A 17,391-nucleotide genomic window follows, 5' to 3' on the forward strand; every position below is an offset into this window, starting at 1 on the left:
TTCATGAACCTCGCTGCCATGCCTACCATCGCCCGAACAGGCTCTGTCCGCGTAAGCGCCGAACGCTGGGGTGCGCTGCCCGGCGGCGATGTCGCCCGGCTGTTCACGCTGCGCAATGCGCACGGCATGCGCGTGGCGATCAGTGACCTGGGCGCGACGCTGGTTTCATGGAACGCGCCCGACCGCGCAGGCCGCGTGGCGGACGTGCTGCTGGGCCACGACACCCCCGCCGAATACTTCGCCGGCCATGCGTATCTTGGCGGCGTGATCGGACGCTGGGCGAACCGCATCGAGAACGCGCGCTTCGCGCTTGGCGGCGTGGCCTATTCGCTCGATCGCAACGAAGGCGGCAACCTGCTGCATGGTGGCGCGGCGGGGTTTCACCGGGCGTTATGGGACGCGCAGGAAGTCGATGGCGGTATCGAACTCACACATGAATCGCCGGAAGGTGAAGCGGGATTCCCCGGAGCGGTATCGACCAAGTTGCGCTATACGCTGGACGACGACGGCACGCTCACGCTCGCATACGAAGCGGTGTCCGACGCGCCGACGCCCGTCAACCTCACGAACCACGCGTGCTTCAATCTCTCGGGCGACGACACAGCCGATATCCGCGGCCATGTCATCTCCATAGACGCCGATACCTTTTTTGAAGTCGATGCCGCCCTGATCCCTGAGGGCCGCGCCGAAGTCGCGGGCCACGCGTTTGATTTTCGCGCGAGCGCCCCGCTGGGTGCACGGCTCGACTGGCCGCACGATCAGTTGTCGCGCGCAGGTGGTTTTGATCATTGTTATGTAGTGGGCGAACGCGGTGATTCACACAGGCCCGTGGTGCGCCTTTACGACCCGGGCAGCGGCCGCGAACTGACCATGGGCACGAATGCACCCGGCGTGCAGTTCTATACGGGCAATCATCTCGATGGCATCGTCGGACGGCATGGCCGGCGCTACGGCAAACACGCCGGCCTGTGCCTGCAGGCGGGCGCGTTTCCGAACCAGGTCAACATGCCGGATGCCGGCAGTGTGATCGTGAGCCCTGGCGAAACGTACAGGCAGGTCACCTGGTATCGCGTGGGCGTGCGGCATGGCGCGTGAATGCCTGCGTGCCTATTTCACGACGATCATCCCCGTCATATGCGGGTGCAAGGAACAGAAGTACTTATACGTACCGGGCTTGACGAACACCTGAGAGAATTTCTCGCCGGAGTCGAGCGGCGGTGACTTGAACGTGCGCGGCTTGGCATCGTTGACGATGGTATGAGGGATATCGTCACGGTTTTCCCACGTCACGGTCGCTCCGGCCGCCACCGACAACTGCGCGGGACTGAACGAAAAATTATCGATGACGACCGCGGCCGTGGGTCCTACATCGGCAAATGCAGGACCCGTTGCACCGCTGGTTGCGATAAGCAGCGTTGCAATCCGTACCACCCGTAGAGTAGAAAGAAGGTTCATACGCTCAACCTCGTGTCGACGACGGCAAGTTCCATGTGACCTGGCACGTAATTCACGGACCGAACGCCGAGCAAGGTGCGCAGCGTGTCGGCAGGAACTTTCATTGGACCGGGGCCTGCCGCCGTCCCCGGCACAGGTTGCGGAAAGGCTGTTGACATTGCCGAGTAGAAGCTGATGTCGCCCTCCACCTTCTGCGCCACCTGATGCACGTGGCCGTTCAGAACCGTCACAGACCCGAAGCGTTTCATCATGCTCAATGCTTGCGCACTGTCATCGGTGCCCCATCCCCATTGCGGATACAACGACCACAGCGGGATGTGCGCAAACACGACAAGCGGCGTGCTGATCGAACGGCGCGCCAGGTCTTGTTTCAGCCATGCAAGTTGTTCATCGCCGAGATAACCCAGGCCGCCGCCGCGCATGTTCAGCACATTCGTCAAACCGATAAAATGAACCCCGCCCTGGTCGAAGCTGTACCATTTTTTATCGGCGGGCTTCGAGAAGCGTTCGAAATACGCATTGCCGTCGTCGACCAGTACGTCGTGTTCGCCAGGCACGTAGTGGACATCGAGTCCCGCGCTGCCGATGATTTGCGCGGCCGTATCAAACTCGCCCGGCTTTGACAGATGGCTGATGTCGCCGGTATGGATCATGAATGCAGGTTTCTGGTTCGACGCGCGGATCGTGTCGACGGCTTCCTGAAGCGTGCTCGCCGGATCGAGATTCGGGTCCTTGCTGAAGCCTATGTGACTGTCGCTGACCTGCACGAAGCTGAACGCGTGACGGTCGACCTGGGCTGCTTGCGCCGTGCCGCCCAAAAGCCTCGAGCCGGGGACGCCACCGCTGAGCGTCCATAGCATGCCGGCGCCGGCCCACGCCATGCAGCTCAGCGCGGTGCGCCTTTTGGCGCCATGTTCGCCGAGTGTTTCGGGCTCCGCTGTATCTTTCGTGATGTCAGGCATGACGGGTTCCTTGTAGTGTTGGAAATGGGTTTGATTGCCCCATGCTCATCGAACTGCAATACGCCCTGCCTTATTCCAGGTTTATTTTTTCCGCAAACTCGCGTAACGGGGAATAAATCGATGCCAGCGCCGGTAAGTTAGATTGAGTGCTTGCGTCCTTTCGCAGCTGGAGTAGTCAGGAGAACACCGATGGGGAAGTCCCCGCCGAATCGCTTCGATCAGGTGATGCTGCCGCATCTAGACGCGGCGTATAACCTCGCCCGCTGGTTGAGCGGCAGCGCGACCGAAGCTGACGACGTCGTGCAGGAAGCTTTCCTGCGGGCTTTCCGTTTCTTCGATGGCTATACCGGTGACAACCCGCGCGCATGGCTGCTCGCGATCGTGCGTAATACGTGGTTCACGGAGTGGCGCAAGCATCATCATCAGGCGGACTCCACGCCCTACGACGACTCGCTGCAAGTCGATGAACAGCTTCCCGGCTGGTCCGACGAAAGCGGCGACGACCCCGAGAAGATGGCGGTGCGACAGGACGAGACGGATCTCGTGCATCGCGCGCTTGCCATGTTGCCGGTGGAATTTCGTGAGGTGATCGTGCTGCGTGAACTGGAGGACATGAGTTACAAGGACGTGGCGCAGGTTGCGGGCATTCCTATTGGCACGGTCATGTCGCGGCTCTCGCGCGCGCGGCGACTGTTGTGCAGTGCAGTGCGCATAGCGCAAGGCAATCCGGAACACCCTGCCATTCGTCTGGTGAAAACACCGCCTGCCGGCGCCGAGGAGTCCAAGCGTGGAAACTGAAAACAACGTGTCACTCGCCGAGAAGCTGCGCGATGGATCGCTGTACGAACGTGCGCCTTCGTCGCTGCACGCTCAGGTGCGCGCGCGGCTCAACGAACAACACGAAAAGAAGCGGTGGTTCTCGTTGAACTGGCCGATGCGCTCCGCGGGCTTGCTGTTTGCCGGCGGGGGTATCACCGGGATCTGCGCATGCGCGCTGGTGTTCTTCTCGATGATGTTCTTTCAACGTCCCGGTGGAACGAACGGGATCGAACAGGAGATCGTTGCGAGTCACGTGCGGGCGCTGATGTCAGCGCGGACCATGGATGTGCTTTCAAGCGACCAGCATACGGTGAAGCCGTGGTTCAACGGGCGCATTGATTACGCACCTCCTGTGGTCGACCCACAAGCGCAAGGATTTCCATTGGTTGGTGGAAGACTTGACTATGTGGACCATCGGCCGGTGGCTGTCATGATTTATCACTACCTCAAACACCCTATCGATCTCTATGTTTTCCCTGATACCGCAGGTCATGCAGCGGTGCCTGCAGCCATGACCACCGAGACGAGTGAAGGGTATTCACTGATCAAGTGGCGGCAGAACGGGATGGTGTTCTGGGCAATCACAGACGCTTCGCCTGTTTATTTGAAGCGCTTTGCCGACGCCGTGGTTGCCGGTTTGCAATGAGGTCATGGGTCGCGCCCAAGCCCGGCTTGGACCTCGTTTTTCATCATACGGTTCTCTCTGCTCCCGAGCATCTTCAACGGGTCATTCATCTGATATTCGCGATTTGAAAACCTCGTTCGCACCGGCGAGCTAAGCCCTTTTTAAGCAGGCAGAATCATCGCCTGGTCGGGCGCTTTTCTTGCTGATTGGGGACACCACACGCCGCTTCGTCATGCTGATCAGAAACGAGTAACTCGTGCGAAAACGATGCGGGTATCACGTGCTGTGGTGTCCATCTGCCACGGGAGAACCGCCGTGAAATCTCTGCACTCCAAATTCGCTGTTTACGCAGTCTGTCAGCGTCGTCTGTTCGAGAGTTGTGCAGGATTGCTGATCGCGGTATGCCTCGGTTCATGTGGCGGCGGTTCAGGCGGCAGTCCTTCCACGTCTGCCAGTGCGGGGGGTGCCAGCGGCGCCAGCGGTGCCAGCGGAACCGCCGCAAGTCCAGGCACGAGCTCGGCGCCATCCGCGACCACACCCGCCGTGACACCCGCCACCCCCGCCACGCCCAGCACGCCCGCGTCCAGCGGCACGAACTCCGGTTCGACGACCACCACGCCAACGCCCGTCCCCTCCTTTGCAACCGACGTGCTGATGCATCACAACGACCTCGCGCGAACCGGTCAGATGCTGGCGGAAACAACGCTCACGCTCGCTAATGTCAATTCGGCAACGTTCGGCAAACTGCGCTTCCTTCCCGCTGACGGCAAGGTCGATGGCCAGCCGCTCTTCGTCACCAGCCTGACGATAGGCGCAGCGACGCATAACGTCGTCTACGTGGTCACTGAGCACGACAGCGTCTATGCCTATGACGCCGACAACGGTGCCGCACTGTGGCAAAAATCGCTGGCCGGCGCTGGAGAAACGCCGAGCCTCGATACCGGTTGCCAGGACCTCACGCCCGAAATCGGGATTACGGCCACGCCGGTCATCGACCGGTCGCGCGGTGCGAACGGCGCGCTCTATGCCGTTGCCATGAGCACGGACGCGAGCGGCAACGTTCATCACCGCCTGCATGCGATCGACCTTGCGACCGGTGCGGAGTTGTTCGGAGGCCCAACTGAAATTTCTGCAACCTATCCAGGCAACGGCGCAGAAGGCGTCAACGGAGTTCTGACTTTCAATCCGGCCCTGCACACGGTGCGTGCGGCGCTGACGCTCGTCAACGGCAACATCTACATGGGGTGGACAGCGCACTGCATGTCAGGCAACTACAATGGCTGGCTGATGACCTACAGCGCGGCTACGCTCAAGCAAACCGGCGCGCTTCCCGTGACGCCCAACGGCAGCCAGGGATCGATCTGGATGGCGGGTTCGGGCATAGCGTCGGACGGGACATCGATTTATTTCATCGATGGCAACGGCACCTTCGGCACGAATCTGAACGCGCAGGGTTTCCCGGCAGACGGTGATCTCGGCGATGCGTTCATCAAGCTGTCCGCAACCGCCACGCCGGCCGTCACCGATTACTTCGCCATGTCCGACGTCGTGGCACAAGCTGCCGCAGACAATGATTTCGGCTCGGGCGGCGCTATGCTGCTGCCCGATCAAACCACTGCGAACGGGACGGTCAAGCATCTGGCTGTAGGCGCGGGCAAGGACAACAACATCTACGTGGTCGATCGAGACAACATGGGCAAGTTCAGCCCGACGTCGAACAACATCTGGCAAACGCTGACCGGGGTCCTGGCCGGTGGTATCTGGGGGTCGCCTGCGTACTACAACAACGTGGTCTATTACGGCGGACAGACCGATGCGCTCAAGGCGCTGCCTGTCACTAACGCACTGCTCGCCACCGCGGCGTCCTCGCGGAGCCCGACGCAGTTTCCTTATCCCGGCGCAACGCCCGCCATCTCGGCGAACGGCGCCAGCAACGGTATTGTGTGGGCGGCGGAAAATGGCACGGTCGCAGCGCTGCACGCCTACGACGCCACCAACCTCGCGCATGAGTTATACAACAGCAATCAGGCCGGCGCGCGCGATCAGTTCGGCGCTGGCAACAAGTTCATCACGCCGATGATCGCAGCCGGGAAGGTCTATGTCGGCGCGACGAATGGGGTCGCCGTGTTCGGGTTGCTGAAATGAGATGACGCGCTGACGCTGCGCGCAAGCTGAGTTGCTGCCCGCATTGCTAGCTGATCAGCACTTCATCGCTATAAGGCCCGGCCACGCTCGTCTGATTCCGGCCTGAGGCCTTCGCGCGATAAGCAGCGCGGTCAGCCGCCCTGATCAACGCGAGCGCATCGGCGATATCGTCTGCCTGCGTCGATGCAACCCCGATGCTCACCGTAATCATGCCGTGCTCGCTGCCCGTATGTTCAATCGAAAGCGCGTGCACGGCGCAATGAATCGCCGCAGCAACGAGCGTCGCGCCCTTGCTGTCCGTTTCCGGCAGCACCACGACAAACTCTTCCCCGCCGAAACGCGCGGTGATATCGCCAGGACGCTGGCTGCTTTTCGCAATCGCCTGCGCGACAGCGGTCAGCGCGTCGTCGCCGGACTGATGTCCGTAGGTATCGTTGTAACTTTTGAAGCGGTCGATATCCACGAATAGGATAGCCAGCGGTTCGCCCGAACGTTTCGACCTGTGCCATTCGAACAGCAGACGTTCATCGAGATTGCGCCGGTTGCTCAGTCCGGTAAGTCCATCCACCCGTGTCATGTTGCGCAGACGCGCCTCGACTTCCAGCCGATGCTGAAACTCGACCGATAACAGCCGCGCCGCCGACACCAGCCCGAAGACCAGCAGCAGTGTCACAACGCCGATGTACCACGCCCGGCTGTTCCAGTCCGCGAACACGTAATGGCTCGTTGGCGCGATGATCACGATCATCTTGAGCTTCTCGAAGCGCCGGAAGTTGTAAAGCCGCTCGGTACCGTCCTTCGATACACCGAAGAACGAGCTGACGCCCGTCGACTTGAACCGCTCAAAATTCTTGCGCCCGGCGAAGTTCTCGTCGACGCGGGTTCCGTCGTTGGGATAACGCAGGATCACATGGCCGTCGTCCTGAAGCAGCGTGATGATGCCGCCCGGCCCGACGCTTACGCCAGACAGCAGGTTCTTGAAGTAGTCCAGTCGGAACGCCGCGACGACCACGCCGGCGAACGATCCGTCGGGCCGATTGACGCGGCGGCTGAACATCAGATCGACTTCACCCGGAATCAGACGCGACTGCAGCGGCCGGCTGACATATAAGCCAATGCCCGGATTGTCGCGGTGGATGGTGAACCAGACACGGTCGGCGAGATTGTTACCACGCGGCACGATACTCGACGAATCGACGATGATCTTTCCATGCGCATCGAGACACAGGAAAGAACCTATGTAGCGGCTTGCGCTAGCGGACCGGTCGAACAGCAACTCGTTGCGCAAACGCGGCGGCAACTGCATGACGTCCGCGTCTTCCGCGCCATCGACGGCAGCCTGGATCGAAAGATCCGTGAGTTCGGTGGTGTGCGTGATGTCGTGTTCCAGCACGCGCGCGAGGTTGTCGGCATTTTCGGTTGCACGAAGTGTCGCGTCGTTTCGCGCTTGCAGGAGAATCGCCATCGCAGAGACGAGCACGATGACCGAGAATGCAATGCTTCCAAGACTGATTGCGTTCGGGTGGCGCGCCAATGCCGCTCTTAGCCGAAAGAAAATGGTCGGTTTCTTTAACATTCGAAGGCTTCCAACGCTCGGGCGATGGTTTTCGGCATTTCACCATGACCTTTTTACATGCTTGGTGACCGGAATCGCCAGCGTTGCCGCCGGGGTTCCATCTTCCTTCAAAGCTGCGGTCTGCAAAGCGGGCATTCGGCGTTAGATTCCGCTAACTACAAGTGTGCACCCGCCGCACTTACACTGTAGGCTTATTTTAATGTTTTCCCGCTAAGCGCCTATTCTATTGCCATTACAGCACCTTTAATCGCTCCATAAAGCGCAAAAGCCGTTCCCGCGAAGGAACGGCTTACCGGCGCCAGGCTTCTAGCAGGAAGCTCAGCTTAGTGGCATCGATTAACCCAGTGGTGATGCACCTTCACCTTATGGCATTCGCGATGGTGATGATTATCAGCGGCAAACGCAGGAGCAACTGCGCAGAACGTCGATATCGCGACTGTAAGCGTGAGAGCGATCTTCTTCATAATGTTTTCCATAGAGTAACGGGGATTGGCAGTATGCCCGTACAAGCTTACGAATTTGAAAGTGTAAGCCTGACCCAGATGCCTGCCCGTGAACCGAAAGTGTTCACCATTTCTTAACCGCAAGCCGCGTTCCACTTCGCCGTGTTGTTTCGACTCCTGTCACGCCGCGTAATGCATGTAAGCGGCGCCGCAACCAAGCGGACAGCAAGCGCTTTTAAACTGAAGGTGCGTCTTTTCCCAAAGACGTGTTGTGAGTGGTGTAAGTGACTGCAGCTTGGCCCATCGTGAGCGATGGGCTTTTTTTCATCCCGTCATCTTGCGAATCCCTCTATACGTTTGGATACCTGATCATTAACGAAGTAGCGTAGACAAGGTTGTGCGCGCATTCTCATTCACAATTGCACGGTCGGTTTCGAAGCTCGTTTCCCTGGCAATTTCTAGCAGCATGCGCCGCGCTATGCAGCTACCATGACGGCGACACTTCTCTTGGTCGCCGTCGTGAATCCAGGTCCTCTCCAAAGCCGCCGTCGCTTGATACTCGCTTGCTTGTCGCTGTCTTGCGTATTGCCGGTGCCCATCACTGCTCACGCCATTGCGCCGTTATCAAGTCTCGACAAAAATCGCAAACGAGTCTTCGCTCATTACATGGTTGCATGGCCGCGGGGCGGACGACAGGCGAGCATCGAGTCGTATCGATCTGAAATGCGCGATGCACACGCACGCGGAATCGATGGCTTCGCGTTGAATTGCGGCGGCTGGCACCGAAGCGAACCGCAATACAAGCAACGTGTGATGAGCATGTATGAAGCGGCCGGGAGCCTTGATTTCGACTTCACGCTGTTTGTTTCCGCCGATGGCCACGCGCAGGACGAGATCGACGATATAGTCGAAAGTACCCGCGACCTGAAAGCGCAATTACGTATGGATGGCAAACCGGTTCTTTCGGCTTACGCTGCCGGAGGCAAAGGATTCAGCAATGGCGCCGCGCTGATAGACCACGCCCGAAGGCTTGGTGCGTTCTTCGTGCCGCACTTTTTCCCCGAGAGCGGAGAGCGACTCATCACGCCCGTTGCAGCCGATCAAATTGTGCAGCGGCTAGGAACCGCCGATGGGTATTTCTACTTCGGAGCAGCAGGTTTGCCGGAGCTGATCGCGGATTCCGTCGAGTGTCTTGGCCCCGAACTGCGTGCACACGGCAAGCTCTTCATGGCGCCGGTGACGCCGTACTATCGCGGATTGCCTGCGGGCACGAATTATCGTGCGTTCGAGACGGAGGGTTTCTCGGGCATGGCAGCCGAATGGGAGGCGGCAATCGCATCGAATGCGTCGTGGGTGCAGATCGTGACGTGGAACGACTGGGCCGAGTCCACGTATGTGGCGCCGTTGCCCATGCCTGCCGGAGCTGCCGGCCGTGCTCATGTCTACGATGACCGCTTTGGGGAGTTGCCCTCGCACGCGGCTTACCTCGATGCCAGCGCCTATTACATTCAGTGGTTCAAGACCGGTAACCAACCGGCGATCTTGCGCGACCAGTTGTTTTATTTTTATCGGTTGAATCCGCCGGCTTCGGCTGCGGGCACGCCACCGCAGAGTCAAACGCCGCTCTCGACGCGTATCCACGTATCAGTGTTCCTGACAGCGCCCGCAACGCTGATCGTGCAATTGCCGGGCGCGGATTCGGACAGGCAGATCGATGTCCACGTCGGAATCACCCATCTCAGCGTGGATTCACGCGCCGGCAGACCGCGCTTCGTGCTCAAACGTCAGGGAAAGAGGATCATCGATAAAAGCGGCGAACAGCCCATCACCGACGACGATTCCTCCGGCGCATACAACTATTTTTCGGGCAGCGCGCAGGCTTGAACAGCCGCTCACGCAAGAAGATGGCAAACCGCTTCAACGCGATTACCCGCCGGGTCGCACAGGAACGCAGCGTAATATCCGGCATGGTAATCAGCGCGCAAACCGGGTTCACCATCCGAGCGGCCCCCCGCAGCGAGCCCTGCAGCGTGAAACACATCGACCTGTTCGCGCGACGCAGCCTTGAAACACCAGTGGCGTTTCGAATCCGTTACTTCTCCGTGATCGAGATACACCGCAAGATAAGTCGACGCCGCATCCTGCGGCGTGCAGCGCTCACCGTATCCCAGCGCGTGCGGCAGGTCATACACTTTCGCAGCGCTGAGGGCGTTCATGATGGCATCGTAGAAACGCCGGGCAGCGTCCATATCGGGCACGCCAATCGACACGTGATCAAGAAGCTGCATAAGGAGTGTGCTGGAAAGAGCTTAAGCGCCTTCGATTTGCGAAAATGTGAAAAGCGACCTCAGTTCAATGCCGATGCCTTCCAGCATTTCCTTGCCGCCGCTTTCTCGATCGATCACGCACAACGTCACCGAAACCGGCACACCGTCAGCGCGCAGCTTCGCGGTTGCATCGGCAATAGCACCACCGCTCGACACGATATCTTCCACCAGCACGAGCTTTTTCCCGGTCAGATCCGCACCTTCGGCGTACTTGCACGTGCCGTATTCCTTGGCTTCCTTGCGGATGTACGCCGCGGGCAGGCCGGTTGCCTGGCTCAGCATCGTCACGATCGGAATCCCGCCCATCTCGAGGCCACCAAGGATTTCCGTGCCGGGCGGGATCAACGGGACCATCGCCTCGGCGATCTCCTTGAGCAGGGACGGATCGGATTCGAAGCGATATTTATCGAAGTAGGTATTGCTGCGCTTGCCTGAGCGCAGCAGAAAATCGCCGCTCAGCTTGGACACTTCGCGGATTCGCTTGGCCGTGGACATGGATGGATTCCTCTTACATTACCGGGGTGACATTTGTTTCGCGGTCGCAAATCTACGCGAAAAGTTGCGTTCGAGGAAGTGATTCCCTACAACTTCAGCAACGCCCGGCTGCGCGGAAGTGACCTGCCGATGCGCTGGATGCCTTGTCCATCAAGGCGCAGGGGCTTTTCGGGCCGCGGACTTCGTGCGACCTTACACTTGACGCCTCGTCCCTCGCGCGCAGGCACTTCACATGATCACGCTTCAAAAATCCATCGAAACTTACATTCGCGCGAAGGATGGCAACCGGCCGCATCTGATCGCCCAGGCGTTCGCCGCCGACGCCGAATTGACGATGAAAATCAATACCCGGGACATCGCGTTTCCGCCCGCCGTGAAGGGCGCGAAAGCCATTTCCGATGTGCTGGTCAGCGAATTCGCAGTGCGTTATGAGAACGTCTATACGTTTTGTATCGGTGAAAAACCACGCACCGAAACCACGTTCGCGTGCGACTGGCTTGTGTGCATGTCGGAGAAAGAGACAGGATCGGCGCGCGCCGGGTTCGGCCGGTACGAATGGACGGCCGATGATACCGGGCGCGTGCGGGCGCTGCGGATCACCATCGAAGAGATGATGAGCTTACCGCAAGAAACGGCCGAACCCATCCTCCAATGGGCGCAGGACTTGCCCTATCCATGGTGCCCGCGCGATCGACTTGCGGAAGGCGCACCGGAGATCGATGCGATCGCGCGGATCAGGGCTGCGCTCGCCTGATGCAGCCGGCCTAGAGCGTATAAGCAGGCTTGTAAGCGCAATCGCGGATCATTGCGGTGATGTCGTCGGGTCGCGGAACGCGTGCGAGATCGTTATCGAAGATGCATTCGGCTACCCGCACGGCCACATGCAGTGACGCCTCGAAGATCTTGCTTTGCGGCGGATAGATCAAACCGGTCGCAAGACTCGCGTCGGACACTTGCTCGGCGACCGCCTTCGCTGCGGCAATGAACATCTCATCGGTCACGCGGCTCGCCTGCGTGGCGAACACGGCCATACCGAGCGCCGGGAAAATATAGACGTTGTTGCCCTGCCCCGGCACGAACGTCTTCCCCTCGATTTCCACCGGAGGAAACGGGCTTCCGCTTGCAAAGATGGCTCGGCCCGACGACCATTTGTAGGCTTCTTCCGCCGTGCACTCCGAGCGGGATGTGGGGTTGGAATACGGGAAGATGATCGGGCGTTCGTTGATTTCGGCCATTGCTTCGATCACGTGCTGATTGAAGAGCTTGGGCACTGTGCTCACACCGATGATGCCGGTCGGTTTCAGCGCCTTCACCGCGTCGGTGAAGGTGTCTACCGGCGCGTGATCGACGGCGAAGGGCTTCTGGAAATCAGCAAGGTCGGTGCGCGATTTCACCATGAGGCCGTTGACATCGAATAACGCATTGCGGGCGCGCGCTTCGTCTATGGTCAGCCCCTCCAGCACCATTGCCTGGCTGATCAATTCGGCAATGCCGGTCCCTGCCGAACCGCCGCCGAGGAACAGAAAACGCTGATCAACGAGCTTCTGCTTCGAGATATGCAGCGCGGCAAAGATGCCCGCCAGCGCGACCGCAGCGGTGCCCTGGATGTCGTCGTTATAGGTGCAGATCTTGTCCTTGTAACGCGCAAGCAGCGGCACCGCATTGAAGTTCGCGAAGTCTTCCCATTGCACGCAGCACTGCGGATGCAACTCGAGCGCCGCTTCAACGAACTCGTTCACGAATGCATGATATTCGTCGCCACGCACGCGTTCCTGCCGCAAGCCGAGGTAAAGGGGGTCATCGAGCAGATCGCTGTTGTTCGTGCCGACATCGAGCATGACCGGCAGGCAATATTGCGGCGGCACGCCGGCGCACGCGGTGTAAAGCGACAGCTTGCCAATAGGAATGCCCATGCCGCCCACTCCCAGATCGCCGAGTCCGAGGATGCGTTCACCATCCGTCACCACGATGAACCGGACTTCTTTCTCCGGCCAGTTCTGAAGAAGCTCCTTCACGCGGCCGCGCGCCGAGATGGGCACATACATGCCGCGCGTCGCCCGGAAAATATGGTTGAACTTCTGACAGGCCTCGCCGACGGTCGGCGTGTACACGAGCGGCATGAAGGTCGCCGGATCGGACATGATCGTGGCGTAGAACAGGGTCTCGTTTCTCGCCTGCAGATCGGAGAGGAGCAGGTACTTCTGGAGGTCATTGTCGAGCGCGGCGAGTTCCGTATGCGTGCGTGCCACCTGCAGTTCGAGCGAGCTTGATCCGGGCGGCAAGAGTCCCTCGAGGTGAAACTTGCGGCGCTCTTCCTCGGTGAATGCGGATCCTTTGTTAAGACGCGGATCGCGAAGGATGTCGCGGCCGGAAAGCTCGATCGGTTTCTGCATTTCAGTCTCCTGGTGTTAGCTGTATGTGAATGGCCTCAACCCTTGAACCTGCGCTCAACCTGGGTGTTCAGGACGACAAGGCCTTCATGTGCGCATACAGATCGCTTTTCCCTTCAAAGCCTATACCCGGAAGTTCGGGCAAGGTCACATGACCATCGACTACTTTCACGCCGTCGGGAAAACCCCCGAACGGCTGGAACAGGTCCGGATACGATTCGTTGCCACCGAGGCCAAGACCCGCTGCAATGTTCAGCGACATCTGATGGCCGCCATGCGGAATGCAGCGTGAACGGGACCAGCCATGTTGATGGAGCATGTCGAGCGTGCGCAGGTATTCGACGAGACCGTAGCTCAGCGCACAGTCGAATTGCAGGTAATCGCGGTCCGCGCGCATGCCGCCATAGCGGATCAGGTTACGCGCATCCTGCATGGAGAACAAATTCTCGCCCGTTGCCATCGGCTTGTCGTAGTAGTTCCGCAGGGTCGCCTGCAATTCGAAATCCAGCGGATCGCCGGCTTCTTCGTACCAGAAGAGATCGTATTGCGAGAGCGCCTTGGCGTACTGGATGGCCGTATCCAGATCGAAGCGGCCGTTTGCATCGACGGCGAGTTTCTGTCCGTCCTGCAGCACGGACAGCACGGCATCGATCCGGCGCAGATCTTCGTCGAGCGATCCACCGCCTATCTTCTTCTTGACCACGGTATAACCCCGGTCAATGTAGCTGCGCATTTCGTCTTTCAGCTTGCTGTAATCCTGTCCGGGATAGTAATAACCGCCCGCGGCATAAACGAAGACCTTGCGATCCGGCGTGCCGTTGCCATAACGCTCGGCCAGCAACTGGAACGCGGCTTGCCTTCGATCTTCGCCACCGCATCCCACACCGCCATGTCGATGGTGCCGATTGCTACGGACCGCTCACCATGGCCGCCCGGCTTTTCGTTGGTGAACATCGCGGCCCAGACCTTGTGTGGATCGAGGTTGTTACCCGTTGCATCGAGCAGCGAATCCGGATCGGCTTCTAGCACGCGGGGAATAAAACGCTCGCGCATCAGCTTGCCCTGGCCATAGCGTCCGTTCGAATTGAACCCGTAGCCAATCACCGGTTTGCCGTCGCGCATCACGTCGGTGATCACGGCAACCAGACTCAGTGTCATCTTGCTGAAATCGATGTACGCATTCCGAATGGCTGAACTGATCGGAATGGTCAGCTCGCGAATTTCCACGATTTTCATGTGCCTGTCTCCTGAATGCGGGTCTAAGTTCGGGTGTAAGTGAGCGGTCTAGCACGTGCTTCAGCCGATAACCGAAGCTTACGCGCGCCCCGCCGCGTTACACTTCACCGGTACACATTTGATTATTCAGTTTAAGTGAAGAACGACGGCACCTCGGATCTCGAATTTTTCGTTCAGCTTGCACGCCTTGGCAGCTTGTCGGCGGCCGCGCGCGCGCTCGATCTGACGCCGCCGGCCGCAACACGCCGGCTTGCATTGATGGAACAACGCCTGGGAGTCAGGCTCGTGAATCGCACCACGCGCAGCACGAGCCTCACCGACGAAGGCGATACTTATTTGCGTCACGCCATCCGCATTCTTGCTGCAACGCGGGAGATGGAAGACGCGGTATCGCGCAGCCGCGAAGCGCCGCGCGGCATCTTGCGTGTGAATGCATCGCTTGGATTTGGCCGCACGACCATCGCGCCGCTCGTCTCCGCGTTCGTGCAGCGCTATCCGCAAGTCGAAGTTCAGCTTGATGTGACGGACAGGCCTATCGATATCGTCGAGCAAGGGTTCGATCTCGCTATTCGCTTCGGCGCACTCCCCGATACGCGGCTCAACGCGCGCCGCATCATGTCGAACCGGCGCTTTCTGTGTGCATCGCCAGCGTATTTACAACGGCATGGCAATCCCACCGCACTCAGTGACCTCGGGCGCCACAGGACCATCCTGCATCGGCAGAACGACGATGCCTATGGCGTATGGCGCTTCACGCGCGATGGCGAGACGGTATCGGTGAAAGTGCCGGGCGGCTTGTCGAGCAACGACGGCGACATCGTCCTTGGATGGGCGCTCGACGGACACGGCATCTCCATCCGCTCCGAATGGGACCTCGCCAAGTACCTCGAAAGCGGACGCCTGAAAGTCGTGTTGCCTGAGTTTCTTCTGCCGCCAGCCGATCTGTTTGTCTACTATCCGAGCCGCCGCAACCAGCCGGCGCGCATTCGTGCGTTCATCGATTTCCTGGCAGAGCACTTTCGCACGTCCCAGTGATCGCCGGACCATTGCCGCGAAAAAGGGCCGAAACTTAAGCGACGCTGAGTTTCAACTGCTTTATTGTTGCCGAAACAACAAATATCTTTCGACGAAACTATCGTTTGATTACGTCAATAGGGGGCCTAGACTGGTTTCATAGGTTGCGTATGCAGATGAACAAATTGATCTGCACCGCACTACTTGAAGCAGTCCAAGAACAGAACTCTGGAGGTTCATCATGACCAAGTCACTTTTCCCCGCCCTGCTGATTGCATCGGCACTTGCAGCACCGACTTTTGCCTTCGCCCAGGACAACGCACCGGTTACGCGCGCAGAGGTTCGCGCCCAGTTGAGCACCCTGGAAAAGGCGGGCTATAACCCGGCGACAAACGACAACTATTATCCGCAGGGCTTGCAAGCTGCACAGCAGCGTGTTGATGCAGCCAACGGCGTAGAAACGCAGTCTTATGGTCCGTCGACAAGCGGTACATCGGCATCAGGCATGCGCGCGACGATGGCCCCCGCATCGCCGATTCAACAGCATTCGATTTACTTCGGGCACTAAGCAGCTTTTGACTGTTTGAATTCGAGCTCGCAAGGATCGCTCGTCGCCTTAAGGCGTCGGGCGATTTTTTCATGTGCGCGTGCTAGCCAAGGGCTTCTGCAATGCGGCTAAAACCGCGCCGACAGCAAGCATCGCGGATGAGTACATCAGGCCGCGCGCGAGTCCCGCGCCGTCCGAGATCCATCCGATCACCACCGGCCCGACGATCTGGCCGAATGCGAACACGATCGTGAATGCGCCGATGCCGCGCGTCCACTGCGCGGCGGGAAGGTTATGCCGCACGAACGCCGTAGTCGACGCCACCGCCGATAAAAACGTCGCGCCGAACAATGCGCCCGACACGAACGCAACGACCGGTTGCGCAAACACCGCGGGCATTATTGTCGCGAAGGCGAGGACGCCGTTGAACACCGCAAGCGCCTGACCGCCGCGCATGCGGTTGAGCAGTCCCGACCATATCCGCGCCGACCCGATGGTCGCAACGCCGAGCAGCACATAGAACCCCGTGACCACCGCCGAGCTCATTCCCGTGGATCGAAGCAGCGCGATCAGGAACGTCATGTAGCCGATATACCCGACCCCGAAAAGCCCATATCCGGCGAGCATGAAACCGAGCCGGGTCAAAGGAAGACGCGCGGCAGACTGCAGGTTTGCGGCCACGGGCGCAGCCTCGTGGATTCCTGTCTTGCGCGCCGCCATGACCGCCGCGACCGAAGCAAGTCCGCAGGCCGCCGCAAGCGCAAACCACGCCCATTGCCAGCCGTGCACGCCGGGCAATACCGTGACGGGAACCAGCAACGCCGCCGCGATGATCCCAAGACCCGCGCCGCCGTAATACAGGCCGAGGACAAGACCGGCATCGTGTGGATGAGCCGATGCAAGCCGCGCCGCAAGCACGCTTCCGCCTACAAAAACGGATGCGCTCGTCATGCCGGTCACGACGCGTTGAACGAGTAGCGCATGGGTATCGGAAACGAGACCGCCCGCGATCATCAGGACCGCCGTCAGCACGCATCCCCAAATGAAACACACGCCCGCCGGCCAGCGGCGCGCGAGCAATGGGAAAGTCAGCGCGCCGAGCAGATAACCGAGCGCGTTTGCCGTGTTCATCGCGCCGGCTTGCGCGAAACTCCAGCCGAGATCGGCTTTCATGGCGGGCAATAACAGCGCGTAGGAGAAGCGCGTGAGGCCGAGTGCAATCGCAGTGCCGAACGATAAACCCACCGCAAGCACGAGCGTCGTGCGCCGCGAGTGCGCTGTGTCCGATGCAGGAAAGTATGGTGCCGCGGTGTTACGGGGTTCGTCGATCATCGGCTGGGCGGCTTGAGCTTTCGGG

The 17,391-nt window shown here is 59.7% G+C and carries 15 protein-coding genes and 1 pseudogene; 8 read left to right on the top strand and 8 right to left on the bottom strand.

Annotated features, from left to right (window positions below; all coding sequences use genetic code 11):
- Positions 1–3 precede the first annotated feature (3 nt).
- On the top strand, positions 4–1,095 hold the full coding sequence (locus tag AXG89_RS16900) for an aldose epimerase family protein (RefSeq protein WP_062171056.1): 1,092 nt from the start codon (positions 4–6) through the stop codon (positions 1,093–1,095).
- 12 nt (positions 1,096–1,107) lie between these two features.
- Here the strand turns inward: AXG89_RS16900 and AXG89_RS16905 are convergent, their stop codons facing one another.
- Together AXG89_RS16905 and AXG89_RS16910 are read right to left on the bottom strand one after the other, a co-directional pair.
- On the bottom strand, positions 1,108–1,455 hold the full coding sequence (locus tag AXG89_RS16905; RefSeq protein WP_062171057.1) for a cupredoxin domain-containing protein: 348 nt from the start codon (positions 1,453–1,455) through the stop codon (positions 1,108–1,110).
- A complete protein-coding gene (locus AXG89_RS16910; protein ID WP_062171059.1) occupies positions 1,452–2,417 on the bottom strand; it encodes a metallophosphoesterase family protein in 966 nt (321 codons plus the stop codon). The genes AXG89_RS16905 and AXG89_RS16910 overlap by 4 nt, the downstream gene beginning before the upstream one ends.
- A gap of 189 nt (positions 2,418–2,606) precedes the next feature.
- Here AXG89_RS16910 and AXG89_RS16915 point away from each other — a divergent pair, with 189 nt between their 5' ends.
- From AXG89_RS16915 to AXG89_RS16925, 3 genes are all read left to right on the top strand, one after another.
- Positions 2,607–3,215, top strand: coding sequence for an RNA polymerase sigma factor (locus AXG89_RS16915; protein WP_062171061.1), 609 nt, complete (start codon positions 2,607–2,609; stop codon positions 3,213–3,215).
- Complete coding sequence (locus AXG89_RS16920) at positions 3,205–3,882, top strand: anti-sigma factor family protein (RefSeq protein ID WP_062171063.1); 678 nt, start codon at positions 3,205–3,207, stop codon at positions 3,880–3,882. Before AXG89_RS16915 ends, AXG89_RS16920 begins: the two co-directional genes overlap by 11 nt.
- 246 nt (positions 3,883–4,128) lie before the next feature.
- On the top strand, positions 4,129–6,006 hold the full coding sequence (locus tag AXG89_RS16925) for a pyrrolo-quinoline quinone (protein ID WP_372237073.1): 1,878 nt from the start codon (positions 4,129–4,131) through the stop codon (positions 6,004–6,006).
- Positions 6,007–6,052: 46 nt separating this feature from the next.
- Here AXG89_RS16925 and AXG89_RS16930 read toward each other — a convergent pair whose 3' ends face one another.
- The gene (locus tag AXG89_RS16930; protein ID WP_062171065.1) at positions 6,053–7,582 is read right to left on the bottom strand and encodes a GGDEF domain-containing protein; all 1,530 of its coding nucleotides are present in this window, start codon (positions 7,580–7,582) and stop codon (positions 6,053–6,055) included.
- A gap of 1,109 nt (positions 7,583–8,691) precedes the next feature.
- On the opposite strand from AXG89_RS16930, the gene AXG89_RS16935 reads away from it, so the two are divergent.
- Positions 8,692–9,909 carry a glycoside hydrolase family 71 protein gene (locus AXG89_RS16935; RefSeq protein WP_236873496.1) on the top strand — a complete coding sequence of 406 codons (1,218 nt, stop codon included), beginning with the start codon at positions 8,692–8,694 and terminating at the stop codon, positions 9,907–9,909.
- A gap of 8 nt (positions 9,910–9,917) precedes the next feature.
- Here AXG89_RS16935 and AXG89_RS16940 read toward each other — a convergent pair whose 3' ends face one another.
- Both AXG89_RS16940 and pyrE read right to left on the bottom strand, forming a co-directional pair.
- On the bottom strand, positions 9,918–10,313 hold the full coding sequence (locus AXG89_RS16940) for a VOC family protein (RefSeq protein WP_062171070.1): 396 nt from the start codon (positions 10,311–10,313) through the stop codon (positions 9,918–9,920).
- A gap of 21 nt (positions 10,314–10,334) precedes the next feature.
- Complete coding sequence (gene pyrE / locus AXG89_RS16945) at positions 10,335–10,847, bottom strand: orotate phosphoribosyltransferase (RefSeq protein WP_062171072.1); 513 nt, start codon at positions 10,845–10,847, stop codon at positions 10,335–10,337.
- A 232-nt stretch (positions 10,848–11,079) separates the two neighbouring features.
- Between pyrE and AXG89_RS16950 the strand changes: the two genes are divergently transcribed.
- Positions 11,080–11,601 carry a hypothetical protein gene (locus AXG89_RS16950; RefSeq protein ID WP_062171074.1) on the top strand — a complete coding sequence of 174 codons (522 nt, stop codon included), beginning with the start codon at positions 11,080–11,082 and terminating at the stop codon, positions 11,599–11,601.
- A 10-nt stretch (positions 11,602–11,611) separates the two neighbouring features.
- Here the strand turns inward: AXG89_RS16950 and AXG89_RS16955 are convergent, their stop codons facing one another.
- Positions 11,612–13,240 carry an NAD-dependent malic enzyme gene (locus AXG89_RS16955; RefSeq protein WP_062171076.1) on the bottom strand — a complete coding sequence of 543 codons (1,629 nt, stop codon included), beginning with the start codon at positions 13,238–13,240 and terminating at the stop codon, positions 11,612–11,614.
- A 67-nt stretch (positions 13,241–13,307) separates the two neighbouring features.
- Positions 13,308–14,473 (bottom strand): annotated as a pseudogene (locus tag AXG89_RS16960) (mandelate racemase/muconate lactonizing enzyme family protein).
- Between the two features lie 135 nt (positions 14,474–14,608).
- Here AXG89_RS16960 and AXG89_RS16965 point away from each other — a divergent pair.
- Positions 14,609–15,508 carry a LysR family transcriptional regulator gene (locus tag AXG89_RS16965; RefSeq protein WP_062171078.1) on the top strand — a complete coding sequence of 300 codons (900 nt, stop codon included), beginning with the start codon at positions 14,609–14,611 and terminating at the stop codon, positions 15,506–15,508.
- A 220-nt stretch (positions 15,509–15,728) separates the two neighbouring features.
- Positions 15,729–16,055, top strand: coding sequence for a DUF4148 domain-containing protein (locus AXG89_RS16970; protein WP_062171080.1), 327 nt, complete (start codon positions 15,729–15,731; stop codon positions 16,053–16,055).
- Positions 16,056–16,124: 69 nt separating this feature from the next.
- Here AXG89_RS16970 and AXG89_RS16975 read toward each other — a convergent pair whose 3' ends face one another.
- Entirely contained in the window at positions 16,125–17,366 is a 1,242-nt protein-coding gene (locus AXG89_RS16975; RefSeq protein ID WP_062171083.1) for a YbfB/YjiJ family MFS transporter, read from the bottom strand.
- Between the last annotated feature and the right edge of the window lie 25 nt (positions 17,367–17,391).

It is taken from the genome of Burkholderia sp. PAMC 26561 (assembly GCF_001557535.2).
GTDB lineage: Bacteria > Pseudomonadota > Gammaproteobacteria > Burkholderiales > Burkholderiaceae > Caballeronia.